The organism is Geitlerinema sp. PCC 7407 (genome assembly GCF_000317045.1).
Taxonomy (GTDB): domain Bacteria; phylum Cyanobacteriota; class Cyanobacteriia; order PCC-7407; family PCC-7407; genus PCC-7407.
On sequence record NC_019703.1, the window covers coordinates 103,245 to 126,386 of the forward strand.

A 23,142-nucleotide genomic window follows, 5' to 3' on the forward strand; every position below is an offset into this window, starting at 1 on the left:
CAGACAGCAGACCGCTGGGGGACAGGGCAGCTCGGGCGCGATCGCCGACTGCGAAATAAAAAGGCTTTTGCTAAAAAAACATACTTGGTTTTAGTTATGCCCATTTTTGAGCAGTTTCACTCGCGTCCCTCGGAGGAAGTGGCGGACTCCAGGCGAGTGCTTTGACTGCGATCGCGCGCGGCCGCAACTTCACAAGTCGTGGAAGTGCCGCACAAAGTCGGCTGTCACGCTGAGGGGCGGCAGCAAAAAGGGAGCGGCTTTTTGGGGTGGGGGCGTCGGCAGGGGGGAGGCGGTCGGGTTCGGGGAGGCCTCGACCTCGCTCATAAAGCGCTTGCCAAAGGCCGGATGGTGGTAGACCGTGAGGCGCTGGTTGCTGGAGTTGATCAGCATGGTTTGGGTGGGCGTCTGGAAGAAGGCACCCCGCTGGGCGAGGCGCGGCAGGTTGTCGAGGATGGTCACGCCGTCGATTTGGGCGGCGAGCTGGTGCAGAACTTCGCTGAAGGTTTCGGGGGGAGTTTTGGTGTTGCTTTCTGCACTGCCGTCCTGGAGCGATCGCACCATTTCCAGAAGATTTGTCTGGGTGACCGCCGCGTCCTCAAAGGGCAAAATCGCGCTGTAGGCGGTCGCAAACAGCTGCACGTTGCTGGCGACTTGAAACAAGATCACCGTTCGCCGGGGGCCCACCTGGATGCTGGGCGGATGGGCCATCACGGGCGATCGCCGGGCGATTTGCCGATAGATCACCGCCAGGGATACCGCCGCATCGGGATCGAGGGGCGCATCCACCGTGATTTGCACCGTCGGCAGCGTTTCGTTAAAAAACTGTCGGCAGTCTTCCTGAGAGAGGTATTGAATCTGGCTGTTGTCCCCCTGGGGGCTCAGATCGACCCACTCACAGGTCAAATCTTCGACTTTGAGCCCATAGCGAGACACCCCATGGAGCTTGGCCCCCGTCAGGGTCGCCCCGGTCAGCTCCGCCCCGATCCAGTCCGTCCCGATCAGGTTCGCCCGGGACAAATCAGCGTGGATCAAGCTGGCGTGGGTCAAGTTCACATTGCGCAGGTCGGCCCCCACAATGGCGGCGCCGCTGAGCTTGGCCTCCGTCAGGTCCGCCCCCCGCAGGCGCGCCCCGGTGAGATTGGCCCAGCGCAGGTTGGCCCCGTGGAGATCGGCGCCGATCAGCAGGATTTCGCTCAGGTTGGCCAGCCGCAGCTCCGCATTTCGGAAGTTGGCGCGGGTGGCATTGGCGCGGTTGAGGTCTGCCCCGCGCAGGTTGGCCTGGTCGAAGACCGCATCGGCCAGGGTCGCCCGGTGAAAGTTGACTTCGCTCAGGTTGGCGCGGCTGAAGTTGGCCTGATGGAGCTGGGCTTCCTGGAGCTGGGCGCCCCCCAGATCGGCGCTGTCGAGGGTGGCCTGCTTGAGGTCGGCTCGCATGAGCTCGGCGCGGATCAGGGCGGCTTGGTTGAGGTTAGCTCCGGTGAGGTCGGCCCGCACGAGGTTGGCGACATTCAGGATGCAGCTGCTGAGGTTGGCGCCGCTGAGGTTGGCGCCGCTGAGCTTGGCGACGTTGAGGCGTGCTCCTCGCAGGTCCGCGCCGCTGAGATTCGCGCCGCTGAGATTGGCTACGCTGAGGTCGGCACCGCTGAGGTCGATATGGCTGAGGTTGGCGCGGCTGAGGTTGGCTTCCCGCAGGTCCATGCCCCCAAAATTCCGCTCACCAGCCCCGTATCGCTTCAGAAGTTCTTCAGCTTTCATACACCGTTTCTACGTCCCAGCGGTTGTTGGCGAATTATCGCAAGTTTTGGCCAGGGTTTTTGCCCAGCCCGGCAGGAAAAACGGGATTTGCGCCCTAGTGCTCACTAAGGGCGATCGCCCTTGGCGGACCCCTTTGGCCTAGCCGTCATCGATTCTCTCTACTGTGACAGTAGCCTAGGCAAAGCAGTCCGTGGGCTAGGATCAGGAATCGCTGCGATCGCGAGGCGTCGGTATGAAAGTTGGAATTGTCGGCCTAGGGCTCATTGGGGGATCGCTGGGGCTAGACCTGCGGGCTTTGGGCCACTGGGTGGTGGGATCGAGTCGGCGGCCCGAGACGGGCGATCGCGCTCTAGAGCTGGGCGTGGTGGATGAAGCGAGTCCGGACTTGGCCATTATGGCCCAAGCGGAGGTGGTGTTTTTGTGTACGCCCATTGAGGCGATCGCCCCTGCCGTAGCGGCGCTGCGTCCTCATTTGCGTCCTGAAACTATTTTGACGGATGTTGGCTCAGTGAAGGCGCCCATTGTGGAAGCGATCGCGCCTCTGTGGCCCAATTTTATTGGCGGTCACCCCATGGCGGGTACCGAATTTAGCGGCGTCGAGGCGGCCCAGCGGCGTCTGTTTGAGGGCCGGCCCTACGTGCTGACGCCCACCGCTACGACCCCTCCGACCGCCTGCGAAACCGTGGCGGCGATCGCCCGCTCTCTCCAGGCGGAGGTCTACGAGTGCGCCCCCGATATTCACGATCGGGCCGTGGCCTGGATTTCGCACCTGCCGGTCATGGTCAGCGGCAGCCTGATCGCCGCCTGCGAAGGCGAGCGCGATCCTCTGGTTCACAAAATGGCCCAGTGCTTTGCTAGCTCGGGCTTTCGGGACACGAGCCGAGTCGGCGGCGGCAACCCTGAGCTGGGGCTAATGATGGCACGCTATAACCAAGCGGCCTTGGTGCGATCGCTCCGGGCCTACCGCGATCGCCTCGACCAGGTGATTCATCTGATCGAGGACGAACAGTGGGACGCCCTGCACGAGCAGCTCCAGGCCCAGCAGCAGGCCCGGCCCGCCTACCTGAAGTGACGTCCGGGCTGCTTGCCGGGGCCTAGAACCAGTACTTGGGATAGACCCGATCTCGCGCCAGGTTATTGAACAGGACCGCGCAGCTCACCAGGATGATCGCTCCCGGCAGCACCGGCATCCACAGGAAGCTCCAGGACGCCTTGGACATCAGCACCACCAGGGGCGTCGCCCCGGCAGGCGGATGGAGCGTGCTGGTGATCTGCATGATGCCGATGGAGGTCGCCACGGCCAGCGCCATCACCCACCACTCAGCCCCGAAGGTGTGCAGCAGGGTCAAGCTGATCAAGGTGGCCAAACAGTGGCCCCCGATCACGTTGCGGGGCTGAGCCAGGGGACTGTCCGGTGCCCCAAAAATCAGGACGCAGGTCGCACCAAAGGGCGCGATCAGCAGGGGGGCACCGACCCAGGCCGAGGGGTAGCTGGTGGCGGTGATGCCGATGAAGGCCCCCAGCCAGGACCAGAAAATATAGCGAAAACGCAGCTTTGGGGGACGCCCCCGGCCGCCGCGCATTTTGGTGAGATAGAAGCGAGTGCGGCGAGTCAGAGGATGACGCTGGGCAGATTTGGCGAAACTGCGCTCCAGCACTTCTCGCACAAGCGGGTACTTCCGGAGCGATCGCGACCTTGAGCCAGTTTGATGGGGTTTCACAGGCAAGGGGGTAGGCAGGACAGCAGTCACGGCAGCCGGTGCGAAGCGTTTCCTCGGGCGATCGCCGAAGCACTCCAACCCGCTGCAACAGCGCGCAACTTCACAAGTCGTCACGCAAAACTGTTACATAGGATACAAAATTACAAATGCTTAAGCAATAGTACCCAGCAAATTAAATCTGCTTGTGCTCCCCGCGATCGCCTGTTCAGGGGCGATCGCGCGCCCCATTTCCCCCTAAGCGTTTTTCTCGTAAGTCTCGTAGGCCGCCACGATGCGCTGCACCAGCGGGTGGCGCACCACGTCCGCCTGGGTCAGATGACAAAAGGCAATGCCGTCAACATTTTGTAAAATGCGCTGAGCCACTGCTAACCCGGAGGCCTGATTGCTCGGCAGGTCCGTCTGGGTGACGTCCCCCGTCACCACCATGCGCGACCGGAAGCCCAAACGCGTCAGCACCATTTTCATCTGGGCGGGCGTTGTGTTTTGGGCCTCATCCAGGATGACAAAGGCGTTGTTGAGGGTGCGGCCGCGCATGTAGGCCAGGGGCGCGACCTCGATCACCCCGCGCTCCATCAGGCTCGGGATCTTTTCGGGGTCGATCAGCTCGTACAGCGCATCGTAGAGCGGCCGCAAATAGGGATTGATTTTTTGCTGGAGGTCACCGGGCAAGAATCCCAAACGCTCCCCCGCTTCGACGGCGGGACGGGTCAAAATCAGCCGCTCGAACTGGTTGGAAAGCAGCGCCTGGACTGCCAGCATCGCTGCCAAAAAGGTCTTGCCGGTGCCCGCCGGACCAATGCAGAAGGTGAGGTCGTGGGACCGAATGGCCTGGATATACTGGCGCTGACGAAAGGTCTTGGCCCGAATCTCTTCGCCCCGCCGGGTGCGCACCAGCACGTCTTCGCGCAGGGCCTGGAGCTCTTCGGTGCGATCGGTGTTGAGGGCGTGCTGGGCCGTCAAGATGTCCACGGTGCTGACAGCCTTGCCCCTTGTCCACAGGTCGCCCAGGGCACGAACGAGATCGCTACAGCGCTCGATTTGCTTTTCGGTCCCGGAGATCAGGAGGTCTTGGCCTCGCAAAACCACAGTGGCTCCGGTTTGGCGGGCCAGCACTTTGAGATTTTCTTCTTGATAACCGGCGAGGGCGAGGGCGCTTTCAACGCTGGGAAGCTGAATCGTGGATGACGCTACCATGCCCACTCGCCACGACGTAGGACAATCTCGCTGCTCGGGCAACCAACCGTTGGACTCAAGACGCTGTGCTGCATTCGGTGAATTGACTCGCTAAGCAATACTGTTCTTGATCCTAGCCCCAAAGCGAAACTCATGGCAGGCGAGGAGAAGGGACTGGCGATCGCGGCCATCTGTGGCGACAATCTTGGGGAAAGACTGGCAACGGGAGGACCCATCGATGGCCTACGAACACGAAAAAAATGTGGCGATCGCCGCCCTCAAGGCCGCCGCGCGCCTCTGCGAACAGGTTCGCCACGATCGCGGCCCCGACGCCATGACCAAGGCCGATCACAGCCCGGTGACGGTGGCGGACTTTGGGGCGCAGGCGGTGATCTGTCGGGCGATCGCCGCCACCTTCCGCAACGACCCGGTGGTGGGCGAAGAAGACGCGGCCCTGCTCCAGAAGCCCGCCATGGCGGAGCGTCTGGCCCAGGTGACCCGCTATGTCGAGATGGTCGATCCGACGGCCACGCCAGAGCAGGTGGCCGCCTGGATCAACCGCGGCGACGGCCAGCCCAGCGATCGCTTTTGGACCCTCGACCCCATCGACGGCACCAAGGGCTATGTCCGGGGTGACCAGTACGCCATTGCCCTGGCCCTGATCGAGGGGGGACAGGTGGTCTTGGGCCTGATGGCCTGTCCGGCTCTCCCGGTGGACCCCCAGCAGCCCGAGGGCGATCGCGGCGTGCTGTTTTTGGCGACGCGGGGCGAAGGCGCTCAAGCCATGGCCCTGGCCAACGAACACCCCCACCCCATCCACGTCAATGCCAGCGGCCAGCCCCTGCGCCTGATCGAAAGTGTCGAAGTGGACCATGGCGACCACAGCCGCCAAGCCGCGATCGCCCAAAGCCTGGGCATGGTCGAGGAACCCATTCGGATGGACAGTCAGGCCAAGTACGGCGCCGTGGCCCGAGGAGACGCCGATCTGTATCTGCGCCTGCCCCAGCCCGCTTCGAGCGATCGCCGGGAAAACATCTGGGATCATGCCGCCGGCGCCATTGTGATCGAAGAGGCCGGGGGCCGCGTGAGCGATCTCTTTGGCCAGCCCCTCGAATTTTCCCACGGCAGCAAGCTCAGCCAAAACCAAGGCATTGTCGCCAGCAATGGCCACATTCACGATCGCGTTTTGGCTGCCATTCGCGATCGCTAACCCACCAAAAAAAGCCTGAAGCATTTTCAGCTTCAGCTAGGTCAGCAGGAGCCTCACGCCAGAATCTCTGATTTGGCGTGAGAGGAATGCGCGGCTGTGGAGCGAAGCGGAGCAGCCAACTTAATCGGGCAGTGAACGAATGAACTCCCGGATCACATCCGTCTGGGATCTGCCAACCGTTTTGCAATATCGGTCCAACCTCTCTTTTTCATGTTTGGGTAGTCGAATATTCACAGATTCTTTACTGGCCATGCCTTCATTGTGTTGCATAGTGCGGTACAATCATAGTATGAAATACACCTACCAATACAAAGCACTTCCCACCACAGACCAAAAACTAGAGCTAAATCTCTGGCTGCGGATTTGTCAGTATTGGTACAACCGCCAACTGGGCGATAGGTTTGATTGGTGGGAGATGAACCGCTCACCCGTCAACGCTTGTCCGCTGGTTGCATCGCTGCCTAAATTGCGCGACAGACCGAACTATTACAACCAGAAAAAGTATCTGCCAGGACTCAAAAAGGAGACTGTAACGGTTGAATGGTCGGGTGAAGCGCTGGACTTTTCACGCGTTCCAGCAAACACCCTGCAAGAAGTTTGCAAGCGAGTTGATAAAGCCTTTGAAAGGTTTGTCGCAGGTGACAGCAACGGCAATCGAAGCGGCAAACCCCGATTCAAACCCCAGTCCCGCTATCGCTCAATGGTGATTGAAGGAGCTGGCCTTGAGCTGCATTCCTGCTCGGTTGGCGGCAGGTATTTGTATATCAAAGTGCCGAAAATCGGACTGATTAAGATTCGGTCCCATCGTCATTTGCCTGATGGCGCGCTTCTCAAGCAGCTTCAATTCATCAAGAAAAACGATGGTTGGTTTGTGAATCTGCGGCTCGAAGATCCAGCCGTCCCAGCGATAACCCCTGATTCGATTCTGCCAACCTGGGAGAATTCGTTAGGGATAGATGCGGTGCTGCATGAGCAGGATTACCTTGCCACCTCGGAAGGGGTGAAACTGCCATCGCTCAAAGCGCTACGGAAAAGCCAGCACAAGCTGACCCGCATCTCGCAGAAAAAGAATGCTCGGAAGCGCGGCTCCAAGGCCCGCCGCAAACTAGCAAAACGAGAGGGACGGCAGCACCAAAAGATTGCCAGATGCCGTAAGGACTTCCAATACAAAACCGCTCACAAATTGGTGAGAACGGGCAAGAAAGTTTTCTTTCATGAAGACCTGAATCTTAAGGGTCTATCAAGGCGCAATGCACCCAAACAAGATGAGACGGGTGCCTTCATTCCAAATGGCCAGTCTGCCAAGTCTGGACTCAACTTGAGTTGGGCAGATGCCGCCTTCGCTCAATTCTTCCAAATCCTCGGACACATAGCTGAAAAAGCTGGGGCTGTAGTGATTGCGAAGAATCCCGCTTACACCTCTCAATTGCTCTCGTACCGGGATGAGGTGATCTTCACTGATACGACCATTCGCAACTATTGGGATGAGTCTGAAAAGCTTTTGGTTGATAGGGACGTCAACGCCGCTATCAACGTCAAAAGAGTGGGGCTGGACGTGTTCCCCACGATAAAACGCCGTAAAGGTAACATCGCGATAGTTGGTTCTATCACCGATGTTACCTCCAAGGAAGTTCTACGCATTCTTCGGAATGCCTGAGAAGCCTACACCATGCCGGTAGGTTGGTGTAGGAGCGTCACGCCCCAAGCATTCCACACAAACGTTCTCAAAATTGAGCAACCCTACAGACGAGGCATCCCGGCAGCGCCTGGGGCTAGCCCCTAGGAAACAGTCTCTGCTTCCACATCGACCGCTTCATCGGGAGAAGACACCCCAGAATTCGCCACAGTGCGAGTCGCCTGACGAGTCTTGAAGCCCTCGATCATCATCTGGGACACCTCTGAGACCAGCAGCATCATGATGGCGACATCATCTAGCTGACCGACCCCTGGAATAAAATCCGGCAAAAAGTCGAAGGGCATGAAGAGGTAAAACAAACTGCCCAGGACAATCCACCAGCGGTACTTGGGGTTGCGTAGCGTTTCCCGGTACCAGTTGTAAAACGACTGAGGCGAAAATTTCATAGGGGTGTGTCCTCCACATTGCTTTTGATCTTGACAAATCCATTGCAGTTCTTCAGGTGTGGATAACCCCTCCGAACAATGCGAGTCCTCTACCCATTCCCGCGAAATCTCGGGCCTAAATCTGGCACCTCCTCCCCGCAGCTGACGTCAACAGCCTCGCCCAAGGGCAATTGGTCAGCGCCCCTTCTTAAGTGTTCACTCTAGAATTTAAGATGCTCTGGGAGAGTGAACTATGCGCGGCCCCCGAGACTGGCTGAGCGATTTTCTCGTTGGGGCGGGGCAGGTTCGCTGCGCCGTCGGTCCGCCAAGACCTGTGAGGACTTTAGGGAGGCAAAGAGAGGACTGTGAATATCTCAGATCTGTTTATCAAAGGTGGCGTGGCCATGTGGCCGCTGCTGCTGCTGTCGGTTTTGGCTTTGGGTGCCATCATTGAGCGACTTTATTTTTGGTTTGGTGTGCTGACCAAAGAGAAAAGCTTGGTGGAGCGGATTTTGGCGGCGGCCGAGGAGGACTGGACGGCGGCGACGGAGCTAGCGCGCCAGTCCCTTGAGCAGCCGATTGGCCGGTTTCTCTACGCGCCTCTGCGCCTGAAAGATGCCGATCCGGAGGTGTTTCGGCTGGCGCTGGAGTCGACGGCGGATGATGAGCTGGCGTCGATGCGCCGGGGCGATAAGATCCTGGAGGCGGTGATTGCCTTGGCGCCGCTGCTGGGCCTGCTGGGGACGGTGGTGGGCCTGATCCGCTCGCTGCGAGAAATTCGCCTCGGCGATATTGGGACGGCCTCTGCGGCGGGCGTGACGCTGGGCATTGGTGAGGCGCTCATCAGTACCGCTGCTGGTTTGATTGTGGCGATCGTCAGTTTGGCGTTTTATCGACTGTTTCAGGGCTTTCTGTTTTCCCAGGCAAAGATTTTCCGGAAGGCGGGTAGTGAGCTAGAACTGCTTTATCGTCAGCACTGGCCTCAGCGCCAGCGCCTGATGGCCCAGGGCGATCGCCCCTTGAGTCCCGATCGTCCGGCTGAAGTTTCAGAATAGGAGGGAGTGCGATCGCTCCCCCTTTCCATCGCCTCTGCACCGCCCTCTTCATTTCTTAGGACGCCATGAAGCTCAAGTTTGACGCTCCCACCGAGGACACACGGATCGAGATCATTCCGCTGATCGACGTGATTTTCTGCATTCTGACGTTCTTTATCTTGGCGGCGCTCCAGCTCACTCGTCAGCAGGCCATCAGCCTCAATTTGCCCCAGGCCCGCACGAGTACTCCCCAGGCCCAGGAGGCGCGGCTGCTCGTGGCCGTGGATGCCTTTGGCCAAACCTACATTGACGATCAGCGGGTGTCTCTGACCCAGCTCTATCAGGCGCTGCAGCGCTACCAGCAGATCAACCCCTCGGGTCAAATGGTGCTCTACGCGGCTCGGGAAACCAGCTACAACGACGTGGTGCGGGTGCTGGACTTGCTGCGATCGGTCGGGGGCGATCGCGTGGCCCTGGCGACGCTGCAGCCCAGCGGCAACCAGGCCCCGGCCAATCCGGGCTTCCCGCTGCCCAATGGCTCTCTGGCGCCCAACGGCTCCAACGGCCTGCCCGGCGGCCTCAACAATGGCGGTGCTGGCACCTATCAATTTCCCACTCAGCCGGGGCCTGGAGCTCCCGGCGGCGCTAGCGATAATCCGCTGCTGGATCTGCCGCCCGCTGGGGGCGCGCAGCAGCTACCGGCGGAGCAGGCTCCGGCGGGCAGCTCCGGCAACTAGAGGTCTCCGGAGCCCCGCACGGGCGATCGCCTAGTTGTTGTCGCCGTCCTCGTCGCCGTCGCCGTCGCCGTCTTCGTCGCCATCGTCGCCGTCGGACTCGTCTTCGGCCTCGTTGACGCGCTGCTCAGACTGCTGAATATTTTCGTCGGCGCCTCGGACCTTGTCACCGAGGTTTTCTTCCATCTGCTCGGCTTCTTGCTCGCTCTCGGTCTCTCCGGGCTCGACGGGAGACTCGCAGGCGGCGAGGCTGGTGGTGAGGGTGAGCATGGCTAATAGGCCAGCCAATTTTTTCCAGATAGTCATGGTGTGTCTCCTAACAATGGTGATGTATCTAGCCTAGGGGGCGATCGCTTCTAAGGGCAGGCGCCCAGGCCGGAACCGCCTAGCTCTATTGTCACCAACCCGCCCCGTTAGCCGCCTCATTCCCACACTCGGCGCGAGAACGGCTTCGCTACAGCCCCAAAACGGCAAAACGGAAGGCGTGCATGCTGCTGGCCTTCCGCGATTTTTGGCTCCAAAACGACGCATCTTGAAGCGGGCTATCTGGCGTATTTAAAAGTCTTTGCTGAAATTACTGAGCGCCACGGCGACGCAGCGCGGTCAACATTTGCTTCTTGACGGCGATCGCCCATGTATCAAAGTCAAATTCGCTCTGAGCGTTGTTTTCCGGGCGATCGCCCCGCTGTTTTTGTGTATTTCGATTCATGATGCTGACTCCACTGAGGAAAGGCTCGAAAAATATATCACCTTTCCGATTTGTAGCACTTCCCTCTCGTGAAGGGGATCAAGCGCTGTGTTTTTCGCATTTGCATTATGCAAAAACTGCATAATTTAGCGGTATCGTACTTGACACTTCACGGATAGCTAGCGTACTGATCGCAGCCCAAAGCTACCCACCACGGCTGGTGCGATCGCGTTGCGGTTTGCGGCAGTCTCAGGGCAGTAGGTCAGGATTTGCCCATATGGACATCGCGCCAGTCTGGGAGACCGTCGCGCCCAAGCCGCTGAGGGGGTCTCTTGCGGGGATCCCTAGCGGCTGCGCGTCTAAAGGGCGATCGCCTGGAGCAATGGCGGTTGTTAAGCTGGCACCTCAATGCGCTGCTGACCCGCCAGCCCAAAGGCCGCGTGAATCACCTGGAGGGCCTTGACGCCGTCTTCCTCAGACACGACGCAGCTTACCTTGATCTCCGAGGTGGCGATCATCTGGATGTTGATTTTCTCTTGGGCGAGGGCCGCGAACATCTGCGCCGCCACGCCGGGCTGGCCGACCATGCCAGAGCCGACGATGCTGACCTTGGCGATCGCCGTGTCCACGACCACCTCGCCCCAGCCCAGCTCGACGGCGGCCGCCGCCAAGATTTCTCGGGCGTGCTCGGCGTCGAGCTGGGACACGGTGAAGGCGATGTCGCGGGCCGTCAGGCCATTCATCAGGCGGCAGCGCTGGGACTGGATGATCATGTCCACGCTGATGTTGTGCTGGGCCAAAAGCTCGAAGAGGCGGGCCGCCATGCCCGGGCGATCGGGAATTTGACGAATGGCGAGGCGGGCCTGGTTGCGATCGAGGGCCACGCCGCGCACCGGGGGCGCATCGCTCTGGGCCGCCGCCTGCGCAGTGTCGATGCGAGCGGGGGACGAGTTGACCTCGAAGGCTTCGCACAGCACCGCCAAAGCGCGATCGCAGTCTGCCGCCTCCACGACGCAGCTCACCTTCACCTCAGAAGTCGAGATCATCTGAATATTGATGCCCGCCTCAGCCAGGGTTTTGAACATCTGAGCCGCCACCCCGGGCCGCCCGATCATGCCTGCCCCGGCGATGGTCACCTTGGCGATGCCGCCATCCACCATCACTTCAGCGTCTTCTGCCGCGCTGCCGGTGCCCGCTGCCAGCGCCGGAATCATCGCCGAAGACACCGCTTCGGCCCGCTTCAGAGACGCCTGGCTCACTGTGAAGGCGATGTCGTTGGTGTTGCCCTCGTGGATGGACTGGATGATCAGGTCCACGTCTAGATCCTGGCCCGAGATCTCGCCAAACAGGCGCGCCGCCACGCCGGGCCGGTCGGGCACCCGCAGCATCGCCACCTTGGCCTGGTCCACATCAAACTCCACCGCGTCCACGGGCCGCGCGATTTCGAGATCTTCGAGGGGGCGCGGCTGGGGCACGGGAGACACCACCCGAGTACCAGGATCGTCGGTCCAGCTCGATCGCACCACCAGCGGCATGCCGTAGTTGCGGGCGATCTCGACGGCGCGCGGGTGCAGGACCTTGGCGCCGAGGCTGGCCAGCTCGAGCATTTCGTCGGAGGTGATCTCCGCCATGAGCTGCGCCTCGGGCACCAGGCGCGGGTCCGTGGTCAAGATGCCAGGAACATCGGTATAAATTTCGCAGCAGTCGGCGCGCAGGGCCGCCGCTAGGGCCACCGCTGAGGTATCCGAGCCACCCCGGCCCAGGGTGGTGATTTCGAGATCTTCGATGCTAGAAATTCCCTGAAAGCCTGCAACCACCACGACTTTGCCCGCCTGGAGATGGCGTTCTAGCCGATCGGTTTTGATGTGCAGGATCCGGGCCCGGGTGTGGGCGGCTTCGGTGACGATGCCGACTTGGGCGCCGGTCATGGAGATCGCGGGCTGTCCCAGTTCTTGGAGGGCCATGCTCATCAGAGCGATGGTCACCTGCTCCCCTGTCGACAGGAGCATGTCCATTTCGCGGCGGTTGGGATTGGCAGAAATCTCGTGGGCGAGCTTCACCAAACCGTCGGTGGTTTTGCCCATGGCCGAAACGACGACCACCACTGAGTTCCCGGCATCCACGGTGCGCTTCACGCGCTGAGCGACCGCCTGGATGCGCTCCGCTGAACCGACTGAGGTTCCCCCGTATTTTTGGACGATTAGTGCCATAATCCCTTATCCCACAAGTCTTCTGACGTTTGCCTCACTCCCAAGGGCAGTGGACAAAATAGCGATTCTCACAACAGTACATCACTACAGACCCTTCTCGATGGGCGCTGGTTTGGAGAAGGTCCTGCCAGTTTTGCTACCACACCTGGGATGTACCGATCGTATCCGGGGCGACGATTTTGTCATCCGGGAAGATCGCTCTAGCAGGCGATCGCCCCCACAGCAAAGTGCTGGGACAATTTGCCCCAGCACTCGGAAATTTTCGTTGTGGGTCCCTGGACGCGCCTAGGCTGAGGTAGAAGCCTGGGAGTCGGAGGACGTTTCTGAGGCTTTTTGGGCCTGCTCCCGCTCCTCGCGCTTTTTGCGATCGGCTTTGAGGATGTCTTCCATGACGATGCGGGCCTGGGTGAGTTTTTCCAGGTTGCTGCGGTAGAGCTCGAGGTCTTTTTGCAGCTTGTCCGCGGGCAGATGCAGCGCTGCCACGACTTTCTCGAAGGTGGCGGTGCGCTGGGCCTCGTCTTTGACCAAGTCGGGGTTGGCTTGCTCGACCAGGGTAAACAGACCGATGGCAAACAAGCGGCTGTACTTGAACTGGGAGTGGTTGGCGATCGCTTGCAGAGACTCTCCGAGGCCCTGATCGTCGCCCCGAGGCGTTTCTAGGCTCAGCCAGCTAATCAGCTCCTCAGCCGACAGATTCTTGGTAAATTCGGCGAGGCGCTCAGCGTCGTGGCGATAGTGGCCGGGGTCGCCCTCGTTGGCTCGACACAGGGACTCAAAAATAGACGTTTTGTCCTGTTCTGGACGGTAGCCCTGCATGAAGCGCTCATAGGAAGTCACCACGCCCAGAGCGTAGAAGGGGTCGTAGCGGAAATCAACGTTGACCGAGAGCAGATGCATTTCCACCATCAACTCTTCTACCACTCGCCGATAAATGGAGTTGATCGGGCGAGTGTGCATGCTGTAGAAAGCACGTTTGGTATCAGAGACAGTTCGGACGTTGTTCACGAGAACCTTAGAAGGATGAGGGTATTTTCATTCTCACCTTTGACGGGACGTTTGCCAAGGCAGGAGGACGAGGGGCGATCGCACAAAAGCGTGCCTTTGCGTCTGATCCCTTGGGCGATCGCCCCAAAAAGAGGCAAGCGTTTGAAGCGACCTCTGAGATGCTAAGAGGAGTGACCTGCGTAAACCGCTATGAATCTCTCTCCTGATGTGGTGGCCCTAGGCCATCTGCTGGCCGGTGCCTTCGAAAATGGCGATCAGGCCCGCGAAGAACCGGCCTGGTATGTGCCCCTGCGCCTGTGGCAGCGCCCGATTCCCCTGTTTCGCGAAGATAGCTGGACGCTGTACCTGGAGCAGTCCAATCTCCTCAAGCTCGATCAGCCCTACCGGCCTCGGGTGCTGCGCATCACAGAGCACCCGAGTCAGCCGGATGCTCTGCTGGGCCGGTACTACCAGCTGCGGGATGCGGCGGCGGTGCGGGGTGGCGGTCAGGACCCGGAGCGCTTGCGATCGCTCTGTGCCGATGATTTGGTGGATCTGCCGGGCTGCGGCCTGACGATCGCGATCGCCCGATCGCCCCAGGGGCCTTACTTCCAGGCCAGTCTCCCCCCAGAGGGCCGCTGCTGCTTCACTGTCGAAGGGTCCCTGCGCCAGGTGTCCCTGGGCTTTGAGGTCGGGACGACGGCAGAGGGCAGCGTCGAATTTCTCAGCTACGACAAGGGCATTGATCCGGAGACGGGGCGGGCCATCTGGGGCGCGCTCATGGGGCCTTTTCGCTTTTGCAAGGTCGAAAGCTACAGCGAGCCCTAGGGCCGCGCCTGTGCTCTCGCGGGCTCACTCGAGGCGCAGGAGCTGGGGCAGCCGCGAATAGAGCCCCTTGGGATCATTGAGATCCTGGAGCAGGCTGAGGTCTTCTTGCAGGCGGTCCCACTGCTGGGTCAGCACATCGGGGGGCGTGGGCTCTGTTGCCTGGGCGCCCAGGAGCCGCTGCAAGATTTTTTCTTCGAGGGTGCGGGCTTTGGGGTATTCCTCGACTCGCCAGTCTTCCCCGAGCTTGGCGGCGATCGCCGCCGCGGCGATCGCATCGTCCAGGCCGCCGAGCTCGTCCACCAGGCCCAGCTTCTGGGCCGACTGCCCGGACCAGACCCGACCCTGGGCGATGTCCGCCACTTTGGCCTGGGGCAGCTTGCGAGCGTCGGCAACGGCCTTGAGGAAGTGGCTGTAGGTGCTGTCGACGATTTTTTGGCGCAGACTCAGCTCCTGGGCATTCAGCGGGCGAGAAATGGTGTTGAGGTTGGCCAGAGGGCCGGTCTGGACCGTGTCCCAGGTAATGCCGTTTTGGTTGGCGAGCCTTTGGACATTGAGCAGCAGCCCAAACACCCCAATAGAGCCGGTGATAGTCGTGGGCTCGGCGAAAATCTGGCTGGCGTTGATGGCCATCAGGTAGCCGCCGGAGGCGGCGATGTTGCCCATGGAGACGATGATGGGCTTGGTTTTTTGGGTGAGGGCGACTTCGCGGCGCATGACTTCGGTGGCCGAAACGCCGCCGCCGGGGCTGTTGATGCGCAGGACGATGGCTTTGACGTCCTTGTCCTGGCGCAGCTGGCGCAGCTGCCGCGCGATGCGATCGCCGCCGATCTGGCCGGGGCTGCCCTGGCCACTAACAATGGTTCCTTCGGCATAGACTACGGCGATTTCACCGCGGCCTTTGCGGCTGTTGGCCACCTCCAAGCTGGCGTAGGTGGGCAAATGCACCTGATTGAAAGACTGATCGGCCTCGGTGACGCCGGTGCGCTTCTTGAGGTCGGCGATCACCTCGTCGAAGTAGGCCAGGCGGTCTACCAGCTTGCGATCGCGGGCCTCAGGCGCCATCAGGAGTCCCTGGCTAGAGGCGATCGCCTCTAGCTGGTTGGGCGGGATCTCGCGGGCCTTGGACGTCGTCGCCACAAATTCGCCCCACACATCCCGCAGCAGCTGGGTGGTTTGTTGGCGGTTCTCGGGGCTGTTGTTTTGGCGCAGGAAGGGCTCGACCGCTGACTTATACTTGCCGACGCGGGTCACCTGCACCCCCACGCCGTACTTTTGCAGCGCGCCCGTGTAAAAGGTCGTCTCGGCGCTCAGGCCGTTGAGCTCCATCAGGCCCTGGGGATTGAGCAAAATCTCGTCGGCCACCGAGCTCAGGTAGTACTCCCGCTCATCCCAGTCCATGTCGTAGGCAATGATGGGCTTGCCGCTCTGGCGAAAGCGCTCTAGGGCTTGGCGCACCTCCTGCAAGCTGGCGTAGCCGCTGAGGGCCGGGGTGGAGCTGCCGTGAAGATAGATACCGGCGATCCGCTTGTCCTTGGCCGCTGCGTCAATGCTGTTGACCACTTCGCGCAGGGTGATGACGCCCGCTTCGCTGTCCCCCGAGAGGATGGTGCCCAGGGCCTCGGAGGTGCTGGCGTTGGGCCGCGAGTCGGCGATGGTCAGGGCAAAATCAAACACCAGCATCGATTTGTCTTTGATCTGGGGCTCGGTCTCGCCGGAGGAGGCCGCAGACAAGATCAGCACAAATAGACCAACAACGCCCAGGGTGGCAAACATCCCAAGGCCAATCACAGTTCCCAGGGCGCTGGCAAAGGTCTGCTTTAGAAAGTTACGCATGGTGGGGAGAGGCAGATGGAGGCATCGTGGAGATGGCTTTTCCATGCTAGTCGCTGGAGCCATCTTTGGCAGGTTGAGCGATCGCCCCCAAGGCCCATTTCTAGGGCGCTACAGCCTCCAAAACCTGCGATCGCCGCAGGTCCGCTACGGTGGCGCTGCCGGTACAAAACATCACCGTCGTCAGCTCGGCAACCAGTAGATCTGCGAGCTCAAACAGGGCCGCCTCGGAGTCGCAGGCCGCCTGCAAAAAGGGCCACGCCAATCCTGCGACATCAGCGCCCAAGGCCAGCGCCTTTGCGGCGTCCAGGCCATTGCGCAGGCCGCCAGAGGCGATCAGCGGCACCTCAGGGAGCGATCGCCGCACCTGGACCAGGCAGTCTGCCGTCGGCAACCCCCAGTCGGCAAAGGTGGTCCCCAGGCGGCGCTGCAAGGCATTGGGCGATCGTTCGCCTTCTACCTTGGCCCAGGACGTGCCGCCGGCCCCCGCCACATCGATAGCGCTCACCCCCGCCGCCAGCAGCTTCTGGGCCATGGCCGCCGAGATGCCGTTGCCGACTTCTTTGGCGATCACGGGCACCGGCAGATGGGCGCAGAGGAGCGCGATCTGGTCGAGGAGCCCGCGAAAATTGGTGTCGCCGCCCGCCTGGACGCACTCCTGGAGCGGATTGAGGTGCAAAATCAGGGCGTCTGCTTCGAGGAGATCCACCAGGCGCTGGCATTCGGCGAGGCCGTAGCGGTAGTTGAGCTGGACGGCGCCCAGGTTGGCAAACAGGGGAATGTCCGGGGCGATCGCCCGTACCGCAAAAGTCGGCGCGACTTCCGGCTTTTCGATGGCCACCCGCTGGGAGCCGACCCCCATGGCCAGGCCATAGTGCTGGGCCACCGCTGCGAGGCGCTGATTGATTTGCTGGGCCTGCTCGGTGCCGCCCGTCATAGAGGAAATCAACAAAGGGACCCGGAGGGTTTTGCCCAAAAATGGGGTCCGCAGATCAAGGTCTTCGCGATCGATCTCAGGCAAGCAACAGTGGGTAAACCGATAGCGCTCTAGCCCGGTGGTCACCTGGCGGCACTGCACATCTTCGTCAAGACAAATCCGGATGTGATCGGCTTTGCGCGTTTGGGTTTCGGTCTCCGCAGAGACGGGCAGATTGAGGGCAGACACCTTGACTAACGGGTTCTCTCACAACGCAACAACGGCAACCGGCATCGCCTGGCGCTCCAAAACGATTCAGACACCACTCAGGGCTCTGTTTTGGCAGCTGATCGGGCGATCGCACCATTGCCATCCGCTATCTTCCCACGCTTGCCCGGAGCTTCCCCGTAACGATTTCCTACGGAGGGGCCGTGGGCTAAGGCTCAAGTCAGGGGCTATTGGGTTTCAGCAGCTCAACGGCGTCCCGGCCATCGATGTCCTGTAGAAACACCTTCACTTTTTCTTCGGCGGAGGTGGGCAGCTTTTTGCCGGTGAAATCGGGATGAATGGGCAGCTCTCGGTGACCGCGATCGACCAGCACCGCTAGCAAAATCCCCTCTGGACGGCCATAGTCACTGATGGCGTTTAGGGCAGCGCGAATGGTGCGGCCTCGGTAAATCACATCGTCCACCAGCACGACCTTTTTGCCCGCCAGATCGAAGGGAATGTTGGTCTTGGCGGGGGTGCGAGTGGCGATCTGGGCCAGATCGTCCCGGTAGAAAGTGATGTCAATGGCTCCCACCGGCACTTTCACGTCTTCCAGGAGCTGGATCTGATTGGCCAAAAGGTGGGCCAGGGGCACGCCTCGGGTGTGGACGCCCAGGAGGGCCAGTTGGGACAGGTCGCGGACCCGCTCCACGATCTGGGAGGCGAGGCGGTTGAGGGTCCGGCGCACTTCTTCGGCAGACAGGATTTCGATGACTTCCGGCGGCATAGGCGCAGGCGATAGAAAAGGTCTAGGAGTTGCAGCCATTGTCCCCCAATTCTCGGCGGGAGGGGACTAGAGGGGAAGGGTGGGCCAGAGCAGCGCGGCGATCGCCCCTGCCAGCCACAGCAGCACGCAGCGGCGCGTCAGCCCCAGGGCCTGCTGAATCACGGCGGGCGTAATGGGGGCGATCGCCTCTCCCAGTCGGGGTTTTTCTTTGGCCACACCTTGGTAATAGTTCAGACCGCCCACCTGCACATCCAGGGCCGCCGCGTAGGCGCATTCGCTCCAGCCCGCGTTGGGGCTCGGGTCCTGGGGCGCATCCCGGCGGCACAGCCCCAGGACATGGCCGGGGCGGCCCGACAGTAGGGCGATCGTCCCCACGGTGACGCGGCAGGGTAGCCAGGTGAGCAGGTCATCCAATTTGGCGCTGCACCAGCCCAGATCGGTGTAGGGCGATCGCCGGTAGCCGACCGTCGAGTCGAGGGTGCTGGCCGCCTTGAAGGCGATCGCCAGGGGCGCGCTACCGACCCCCGGCAAAAACGCGCCCACAAGGGCGTAGAACAGCGGCGCGGTGACGCCGTCGGTGGCGTTTTCGGTCACGGTCTCCAGCAGCGCCCGCAGAATCTCCGGCTCAGAGAGGTTGTCGGTGTCGCGGCCCACGTACATCGCCAAGCGCGATCGCGCCGCCGCCCGATCGCCTGCTGTCAGGGGCGTCAGCACCTCGATCGCCGCCGCCCGCAGACTGCGCCCCGCAAAGCAGGACGCCAGCATCACGCTGTGCACCCCCAGACCCAGCAGCGGGTGCAGCCGCGTCGCCCCGGCAATCAGGCCCCAGGCCACCAGAGCGCTGCCCCCCACCAGGGTCACCGTGAGGCCGACCCCGGCCCAGCGATAGATCCAGCCCTCAAAGGGTTTTTGGCCCCAGGCCCACACCGCGCGGGTGTAGCGATCGATCGCCCAGCCCATCACCCGCACCGGATGGGGCCACCCCCACGGATCGCCAATGGCGTAGTCCAGCAGCGCCGCGATCGCCAAAATCACGGCCGGATGCTCTGCCCCCACAGTCAGACCCACACTCTCCATCACTCCCATCAGTTGCGCTTCTCAAGCATTATCGTCGCGCAGGCGCACCCCAAATTTCCCCGCGATCGCCCGCTTTTGGCCCTCCAATCATCAACAAACCTGCCCGACTTTGGTCCCCGCCACCGTGGTCGAGCCAGTCCTTTCTCAGCCCTTCCACCGCCCATCTTTTGGCCTTGCCCCCATCACTTCGATCGCCCCAAAACGCGATCGCGCCCCGCCAAAAACGCGCCGTCAAATCTCCCTCAGTCCCCCATTCTTTCGGCCAGACTGCTCCCCCTTCAAAGGCCATTCTCCAGCCCCGAAGATCCCCCTTCGATCTGACATCGCCCTGTATCAACTGCTGCGATGGCAACAAAAATCAACCCACTAACAGCCCCCCCAGATCGCGATCCCCTACACCACAAAGCTGGTCGTTTCTCCCTGAGAAGCCTGCCAACTGCGAGCATCATAATAGAGATCTTCGAGGGAAATATTGTAGAGAGCCTCCCGCAATTTCTGAGAGAGTCGTTTCCACAGCGTGAAGGTCACCCAGTCTCCTGCCAATTCTGCATCGGGCGTCAGTCGAGAGAGAGGATCGACGGTCTCTCCCACCGCATCCAAAATTTGGCCCAAGGAGATCTCAACGGGCGATCGCGCCAGCTGATAGCCCCCATGAACCCCTCGAATTGACTGCACCAAACCGGCTCGCCGCAACTCAATTAATAGCTTTTCAAGGTAAGGAGCCGGCAGATCTTGACGCTGAGCGATCGCTTTTACCGAAGCCGGTCCATAGCCCGGTTGAAGACTCAAATCCAACAGCGCCTTCACACTGTAGTGCCCACGGGTTGTTAGCTTCATAGAGATTGATTTCTAGCCTTGATCAAGGTCCCTGAGAGACTGACAGACCCGCCCATCTCTCCCCAATCGTGCCATCAAAGAATGAATCAGGAATGCCTTCTCCCCAGAGCCCAACCAGCAGACCCATATTTCTGAGGAAGTGGGGATATAGGAATTTGCACAAACATCCCAAAAACTAATTTAATTTCAGCAGGAATACAGTAGTTATCAGGAAGAATATAATTCTATTTAGTGTAGTATGGGTTCACAGGCTGATATTAGGAAAAGTTCTAACACTTTGTAACCGGCAGCTTGCTGCATCATTGTTGTTAATCATCCCAGACGCAAGTTGATGAGTAAAAAGAAAAAGATCGAGCCGCTTGTCGGTGAACCACTCCTCAAGAAGGTGAAGGAGTTAGAAAATCTCAGTAAAGAAGACAAGGCCAAAGCGTGTGGTTACTACACCGTTACCAAAAACGGCGTAGAGCGCGTCAATATGATGAAATTTCTGAATGCCCTGATTGATGCAGAAGGCATTCAGCTAGATGGCAAACAAAACGGCAGCGGCCGCGGCGGGCGAAGCGCAAGCTATCGCATTAGCGTCCAGTCCAACGGCAATTTGCTCATCGGCGCAGCCTACACCAAGCAAATGGATCTCAAGCCCGGAGACGAGTTTGAAATCTCCCTCGGTCGCAAGCACATTCATTTGCGCCAAATTGACCGAGAAACCGCAGAAGTCTAGCGATCTCGACTGCTGGGTTTTGACTGCAGCGTGAACTTCAGCGTTTGAGATGATTCACTCTTCGTCTTTGGCAGTCTTGATATCCCCATCGCGTGCCCGCTGAATCTCCGTTGGGTTCTTGGCGCTTCTCTTCACTGCTCACGCGATCGTCCTCTACCAGCCGCCTTCTGTCCCTACTTGATCTGGGGCGGGGGCGGCTAAACTTTTGGAGCCCGAGGGACCCCTCTGGGCCATACGCCACTTTTCAATCCCTGCCAAAAGTTACAGTAAGGTAGTGATACAGGGTGATAGAGCTGACAATTTCTAAGGGCGATCGCAGTAAAGTAGAGAAAATTCCTAAATAAAATTAACTCTCGCCATACCCTAACCGATGTTCTGCTGCTCGGCGCGTTCCTGAGCTTTTTCTCCCGACAAAACTACGCTTCTTAGGCGATAAAATCGCGACGGCTGGGTTCTCCAAACTATCCAGCCAACCGCCTCACTAGACTCCTGTGCGATCGCTCAGACTCATGCTCCGTACAGCCAGCGGCAGCCGCCAAACATTCTAGGGTTTGCGCCACTGTAGATTCTGATAGAACAGTTATCTTTATAAAGACTAATGCAGTGCCAGGGGCTACTCCGTAGCTTCACGGAGGCGCTCTCCCCCTATCCCCTCGCTTTTAGCACTGGACAACCATATAGATGCGTCCCCCAACCACGCAGATGGTCCAAGGCAACGGTACCCAAAAAATGACAGACTCCAGGCCAGATCCCAGCGTCGGCAGACTGCTCGATAAGCGGTATCAGTTGGTGGAACTGATTGGGCAAGGAGCGATGGGCCGCGTCTACCGCGCACAGCACGTGCTGCTAGGCGGCTCCGTCGCCGTCAAATTCTTGTCCCATACCCTGCTCAGCCAGCGAATGCGGACCCGCTTCTTTGACGAAGCCAAAACCTGTGCCCAGCTCGGCCAAAAAAGCATTCATATTGTCCGTGTGACCGACTACGGCGTTGACGAAGACGAGATTCCGTTTTACGTCATGGAGTTTCTCCAGGGAGATAGCCTCAGCGACATCATCAATGAGGCACCGCTCGCTGTACCTCGCTTCCTCGGGCTGGCGCGCCAGATTTGCCTCGGCTTGCAGTGCGCCCACGAAGGCATCCTCATCGACAAAAAGCTCTGTCCGATCATTCACCGGGACATCAAGCCCAGCAACATTCTCGTCACCCAAGACTCCTCCTTCGGAGAGCTCGCCAAAATCCTCGACTTTGGCATTGCAAAGCTGCTGCAAGAGGACAGCCAGCAGACGAACTGCTTCATGGGAACCCTGGCCTACGCCTCCCCCGAGCAGATGGAAGGTCGCGAACTGGACAATCGCTCAGACATTTATAGTCTCGGCGTCATGATGTTCCAGATGCTGACCACCAAAATGCCGCTCCAGGCCGACGTTCACACCTTTGGTGGCTGGTACAAAGCCCACCATACCCAGCGGCCGCGCACCTTCGAGTCCATCTCTCCCAGCCTGAAGCTGCCCAAGATGCTTGAGCACTTGGTCATGGCGTGTCTGGAAAAGCAGCCGGAAAACCGGCCCCAGACCGTCGAAGAAATTTTGCGGGCCATCGAGCCTCTAGAGCAGCGTTTTGGCATGGGGCGTCAGCTGGGTCAGCGGATTGGCGCTGCGCTCTCCAAGATCCCGGTGACGCCTACCTCCTCGGAGCCCAAGCCTTCCCAGGAAACCATGCGACAGCCGGTGTCGCCGCCCTCGATTCCGCCCCTGCCGGCCTCTGCCCAGGTTACTTCTACAGAGATGATCTGTCGTGCCCAAGCTTGGCCTGCCAACAAGCCCATTGCCCAGATTGTCTTCCCTCAGCTGCTCAAGACCGAGACGGAGACGGTGGTGACGCTGTGGGCGATGCTGCCCAAGCAGGAAATCGACAATCTGGTGCTGAGCAAGCTCTACAACCGGCTCTACCACAACTATCTGTGTACGATGTCGCCCCATCCGATGCTGCTGTGGATTACGGGCCTGTTTAACCACTTCATCCATGAGGAGCAAGGACCCCGCTGGTTTCGGTCGTTTCTGGATCTCAAGTCTCCCCAAGGGCGCGAGGTGGTGCATCACCTGGCGGAGACGGGCAACTACCGCATCTTGCTGTTTGCGCTCGAGGATCCCTCTCGCTGCGGCAACGTGATCTCGATGACGGTGAACCCCCATCAATGTACGCTGCTCAAGCAGTGGCTGGTCACGAGCCAAAGCTGGACGCCTACGGCCCAGTCCTCGATGAGTAAGGATCTGCTGCGGGTGGAGTTTGATCGGATCAAGCCCAAGCTGCAACAGGAGCTCCAGGCCCAAAAGACGATGCCGCCGATCGCCTAGGGCGAGATACGGGC

At 60.2% G+C, this 23,142-nt stretch carries 22 protein-coding genes; 8 read left to right on the plus strand and 14 right to left on the minus strand.

The annotated features are described in order from the left end of the window. Positions 1 to 189: 189 nt before the first annotated feature. Positions 190 to 1,755: a pentapeptide repeat-containing protein gene (locus tag GEI7407_RS00480; protein ID WP_015170166.1), complete on the minus strand. Its 1,566-nt coding sequence runs from the start codon at positions 1,753 to 1,755 to the stop codon at positions 190 to 192. A gap of 232 nt (positions 1,756 to 1,987) precedes the next feature. Here GEI7407_RS00480 and GEI7407_RS00485 point away from each other — a divergent pair, with 232 nt between their 5' ends. Further along, on the plus strand, positions 1,988 to 2,827 hold the full coding sequence (locus GEI7407_RS00485; protein ID WP_015170167.1) for a prephenate/arogenate dehydrogenase: 840 nt from the start codon (positions 1,988 to 1,990) through the stop codon (positions 2,825 to 2,827). 22 nt (positions 2,828 to 2,849) lie between these two features. On the opposite strand, the gene GEI7407_RS00490 is transcribed toward GEI7407_RS00485, so the two are convergent. Together GEI7407_RS00490 and GEI7407_RS00495 are read right to left on the minus strand one after the other, a co-directional pair. Further along, entirely contained in the window at positions 2,850 to 3,422 is a 573-nt protein-coding gene (locus tag GEI7407_RS00490; protein WP_015170168.1) for an HPP family protein, read from the minus strand. A gap of 288 nt (positions 3,423 to 3,710) precedes the next feature. Then, positions 3,711 to 4,670, minus strand: a complete 960-nt coding sequence (locus tag GEI7407_RS00495; protein ID WP_015170169.1) for a PhoH family protein — start codon at positions 4,668 to 4,670, stop codon at positions 3,711 to 3,713. 217 nt (positions 4,671 to 4,887) lie between these two features. Here GEI7407_RS00495 and GEI7407_RS00500 point away from each other — a divergent pair, with 217 nt between their 5' ends. After that, complete coding sequence (locus tag GEI7407_RS00500) at positions 4,888 to 5,859, plus strand: 3'(2'),5'-bisphosphate nucleotidase (protein WP_015170170.1); 972 nt, start codon at positions 4,888 to 4,890, stop codon at positions 5,857 to 5,859. A 120-nt stretch (positions 5,860 to 5,979) separates the two neighbouring features. On the opposite strand, the gene GEI7407_RS20505 is transcribed toward GEI7407_RS00500, so the two are convergent. After that, on the minus strand, positions 5,980 to 6,129 hold the full coding sequence (locus GEI7407_RS20505; protein WP_315863832.1) for a ribbon-helix-helix protein, CopG family: 150 nt from the start codon (positions 6,127 to 6,129) through the stop codon (positions 5,980 to 5,982). 19 nt (positions 6,130 to 6,148) lie between these two features. Here GEI7407_RS20505 and GEI7407_RS00505 point away from each other — a divergent pair, with 19 nt between their 5' ends. Beyond that, the gene (locus tag GEI7407_RS00505; RefSeq protein ID WP_015170172.1) at positions 6,149 to 7,516 is read left to right on the plus strand and encodes an RNA-guided endonuclease TnpB family protein; all 1,368 of its coding nucleotides are present in this window, start codon (positions 6,149 to 6,151) and stop codon (positions 7,514 to 7,516) included. Positions 7,517 to 7,638: 122 nt separating this feature from the next. Here the strand turns inward: GEI7407_RS00505 and GEI7407_RS00510 are convergent, their stop codons facing one another. Beyond that, a complete protein-coding gene (locus GEI7407_RS00510; protein WP_015170173.1) occupies positions 7,639 to 7,941 on the minus strand; it encodes a YkvA family protein in 303 nt (100 codons plus the stop codon). A 344-nt stretch (positions 7,942 to 8,285) separates the two neighbouring features. On the opposite strand from GEI7407_RS00510, the gene GEI7407_RS00515 reads away from it, so the two are divergent. After that, positions 8,286 to 8,975 (plus strand): MotA/TolQ/ExbB proton channel family protein, encoded by a 690-nt coding sequence (locus GEI7407_RS00515; RefSeq protein WP_015170174.1) that lies wholly within the window; start codon positions 8,286 to 8,288, stop codon positions 8,973 to 8,975. Positions 8,976 to 9,040: 65 nt separating this feature from the next. Continuing rightward, complete coding sequence (locus GEI7407_RS00520) at positions 9,041 to 9,691, plus strand: biopolymer transporter ExbD (protein ID WP_015170175.1); 651 nt, start codon at positions 9,041 to 9,043, stop codon at positions 9,689 to 9,691. Between the two features lie 30 nt (positions 9,692 to 9,721). Here the strand turns inward: GEI7407_RS00520 and GEI7407_RS21245 are convergent, their stop codons facing one another. From GEI7407_RS21245 to psb29, 4 genes are all read right to left on the minus strand, one after another. After that, entirely contained in the window at positions 9,722 to 9,994 is a 273-nt protein-coding gene (locus GEI7407_RS21245) for a hypothetical protein (RefSeq protein WP_015170176.1), read from the minus strand. A gap of 268 nt (positions 9,995 to 10,262) precedes the next feature. After that, the gene (locus tag GEI7407_RS21745) at positions 10,263 to 10,397 is read right to left on the minus strand and encodes a hypothetical protein (protein ID WP_015170177.1); all 135 of its coding nucleotides are present in this window, start codon (positions 10,395 to 10,397) and stop codon (positions 10,263 to 10,265) included. 371 nt (positions 10,398 to 10,768) lie between these two features. Further along, entirely contained in the window at positions 10,769 to 12,586 is a 1,818-nt protein-coding gene (locus GEI7407_RS00530; protein ID WP_015170178.1) for an aspartate kinase, read from the minus strand. A gap of 285 nt (positions 12,587 to 12,871) precedes the next feature. Further along, positions 12,872 to 13,591 (minus strand): photosystem II biogenesis protein Psp29, encoded by a 720-nt coding sequence (gene psb29, locus GEI7407_RS00535; protein ID WP_015170179.1) that lies wholly within the window; start codon positions 13,589 to 13,591, stop codon positions 12,872 to 12,874. Positions 13,592 to 13,780: 189 nt separating this feature from the next. Between psb29 and GEI7407_RS00540 the strand changes: the two genes are divergently transcribed. After that, positions 13,781 to 14,398 (plus strand): chromophore lyase CpcT/CpeT, encoded by a 618-nt coding sequence (locus GEI7407_RS00540; RefSeq protein ID WP_015170180.1) that lies wholly within the window; start codon positions 13,781 to 13,783, stop codon positions 14,396 to 14,398. Positions 14,399 to 14,422: 24 nt separating this feature from the next. On the opposite strand, the gene sppA is transcribed toward GEI7407_RS00540, so the two are convergent. The 5 genes from sppA to GEI7407_RS00570 all read right to left on the minus strand — a co-directional run bounded on the left by sppA (position 14,423) and on the right by GEI7407_RS00570 (position 20,052). Beyond that, on the minus strand, positions 14,423 to 16,231 hold the full coding sequence (gene sppA / locus GEI7407_RS00545; protein WP_015170181.1) for a signal peptide peptidase SppA: 1,809 nt from the start codon (positions 16,229 to 16,231) through the stop codon (positions 14,423 to 14,425). Between the two features lie 100 nt (positions 16,232 to 16,331). Further along, complete coding sequence (gene fni, locus GEI7407_RS00550; protein WP_015170182.1) at positions 16,332 to 17,393, minus strand: type 2 isopentenyl-diphosphate Delta-isomerase; 1,062 nt, start codon at positions 17,391 to 17,393, stop codon at positions 16,332 to 16,334. Between the two features lie 199 nt (positions 17,394 to 17,592). Continuing rightward, positions 17,593 to 18,138, minus strand: coding sequence for a bifunctional pyr operon transcriptional regulator/uracil phosphoribosyltransferase PyrR (gene pyrR / locus GEI7407_RS00555; RefSeq protein ID WP_015170183.1), 546 nt, complete (start codon positions 18,136 to 18,138; stop codon positions 17,593 to 17,595). 66 nt (positions 18,139 to 18,204) lie between these two features. Beyond that, positions 18,205 to 19,215 carry an adenosylcobinamide-phosphate synthase CbiB gene (gene cbiB / locus GEI7407_RS00560; protein ID WP_150109832.1) on the minus strand — a complete coding sequence of 337 codons (1,011 nt, stop codon included), beginning with the start codon at positions 19,213 to 19,215 and terminating at the stop codon, positions 18,205 to 18,207. Between the two features lie 393 nt (positions 19,216 to 19,608). Continuing rightward, complete coding sequence (locus tag GEI7407_RS00570) at positions 19,609 to 20,052, minus strand: RrF2 family transcriptional regulator (protein ID WP_015170185.1); 444 nt, start codon at positions 20,050 to 20,052, stop codon at positions 19,609 to 19,611. Between the two features lie 331 nt (positions 20,053 to 20,383). Between GEI7407_RS00570 and GEI7407_RS00575 the strand changes: the two genes are divergently transcribed. After that, entirely contained in the window at positions 20,384 to 20,773 is a 390-nt protein-coding gene (locus GEI7407_RS00575; protein ID WP_015170186.1) for an AbrB family transcriptional regulator, read from the plus strand. A 681-nt stretch (positions 20,774 to 21,454) separates the two neighbouring features. Continuing rightward, positions 21,455 to 23,128 (plus strand): serine/threonine-protein kinase, encoded by a 1,674-nt coding sequence (locus GEI7407_RS00580; protein WP_015170187.1) that lies wholly within the window; start codon positions 21,455 to 21,457, stop codon positions 23,126 to 23,128. Positions 23,129 to 23,142 lie beyond the last annotated feature (14 nt).

Excerpts from the sequence above, each read along its gene's own strand:
- GEI7407_RS00480 (WP_015170166.1), bottom strand. The coding sequence starts at position 1,755 with ATGAAAGCTGAAGAACTTCTGAAGCGATACGGGGCTGGTGAGCGGAAT.
- GEI7407_RS00485 (WP_015170167.1), top strand. The coding sequence starts at position 1,988 with ATGAAAGTTGGAATTGTCGGCCTAGGGCTCATTGGGGGATCGCTGGGG.
- GEI7407_RS00495 (WP_015170169.1), bottom strand. The coding sequence starts at position 4,670 with ATGGTAGCGTCATCCACGATTCAGCTTCCCAGCGTTGAAAGCGCCCTC.
- GEI7407_RS00500 (WP_015170170.1), top strand. The coding sequence starts at position 4,888 with ATGGCCTACGAACACGAAAAAAATGTGGCGATCGCCGCCCTCAAGGCC.
- GEI7407_RS20505 (WP_315863832.1), bottom strand. The coding sequence starts at position 6,129 with ATGCAACACAATGAAGGCATGGCCAGTAAAGAATCTGTGAATATTCGA.
- GEI7407_RS00505 (WP_015170172.1), top strand. The coding sequence starts at position 6,149 with ATGAAATACACCTACCAATACAAAGCACTTCCCACCACAGACCAAAAA.
- GEI7407_RS00510 (WP_015170173.1), bottom strand. The coding sequence starts at position 7,941 with ATGAAATTTTCGCCTCAGTCGTTTTACAACTGGTACCGGGAAACGCTA.
- GEI7407_RS00520 (WP_015170175.1), top strand. The coding sequence starts at position 9,041 with ATGAAGCTCAAGTTTGACGCTCCCACCGAGGACACACGGATCGAGATC.
- GEI7407_RS21245 (WP_015170176.1), bottom strand. The coding sequence starts at position 9,994 with ATGACTATCTGGAAAAAATTGGCTGGCCTATTAGCCATGCTCACCCTC.
- GEI7407_RS21745 (WP_015170177.1), bottom strand. The coding sequence starts at position 10,397 with ATGAATCGAAATACACAAAAACAGCGGGGCGATCGCCCGGAAAACAAC.
- GEI7407_RS00530 (WP_015170178.1), bottom strand. The coding sequence starts at position 12,586 with ATGGCACTAATCGTCCAAAAATACGGGGGAACCTCAGTCGGTTCAGCG.
- GEI7407_RS00540 (WP_015170180.1), top strand. The coding sequence starts at position 13,781 with ATGAATCTCTCTCCTGATGTGGTGGCCCTAGGCCATCTGCTGGCCGGT.
- sppA (WP_015170181.1), bottom strand. The coding sequence starts at position 16,231 with ATGCGTAACTTTCTAAAGCAGACCTTTGCCAGCGCCCTGGGAACTGTG.
- pyrR (WP_015170183.1), bottom strand. The coding sequence starts at position 18,138 with ATGCCGCCGGAAGTCATCGAAATCCTGTCTGCCGAAGAAGTGCGCCGG.
- cbiB (WP_150109832.1), bottom strand. The coding sequence starts at position 19,215 with ATGGAGAGTGTGGGTCTGACTGTGGGGGCAGAGCATCCGGCCGTGATT.
- GEI7407_RS00570 (WP_015170185.1), bottom strand. The coding sequence starts at position 20,052 with ATGAAGCTAACAACCCGTGGGCACTACAGTGTGAAGGCGCTGTTGGAT.
- GEI7407_RS00575 (WP_015170186.1), top strand. The coding sequence starts at position 20,384 with ATGAGTAAAAAGAAAAAGATCGAGCCGCTTGTCGGTGAACCACTCCTC.
- GEI7407_RS00580 (WP_015170187.1), top strand. The coding sequence starts at position 21,455 with ATGCGTCCCCCAACCACGCAGATGGTCCAAGGCAACGGTACCCAAAAA.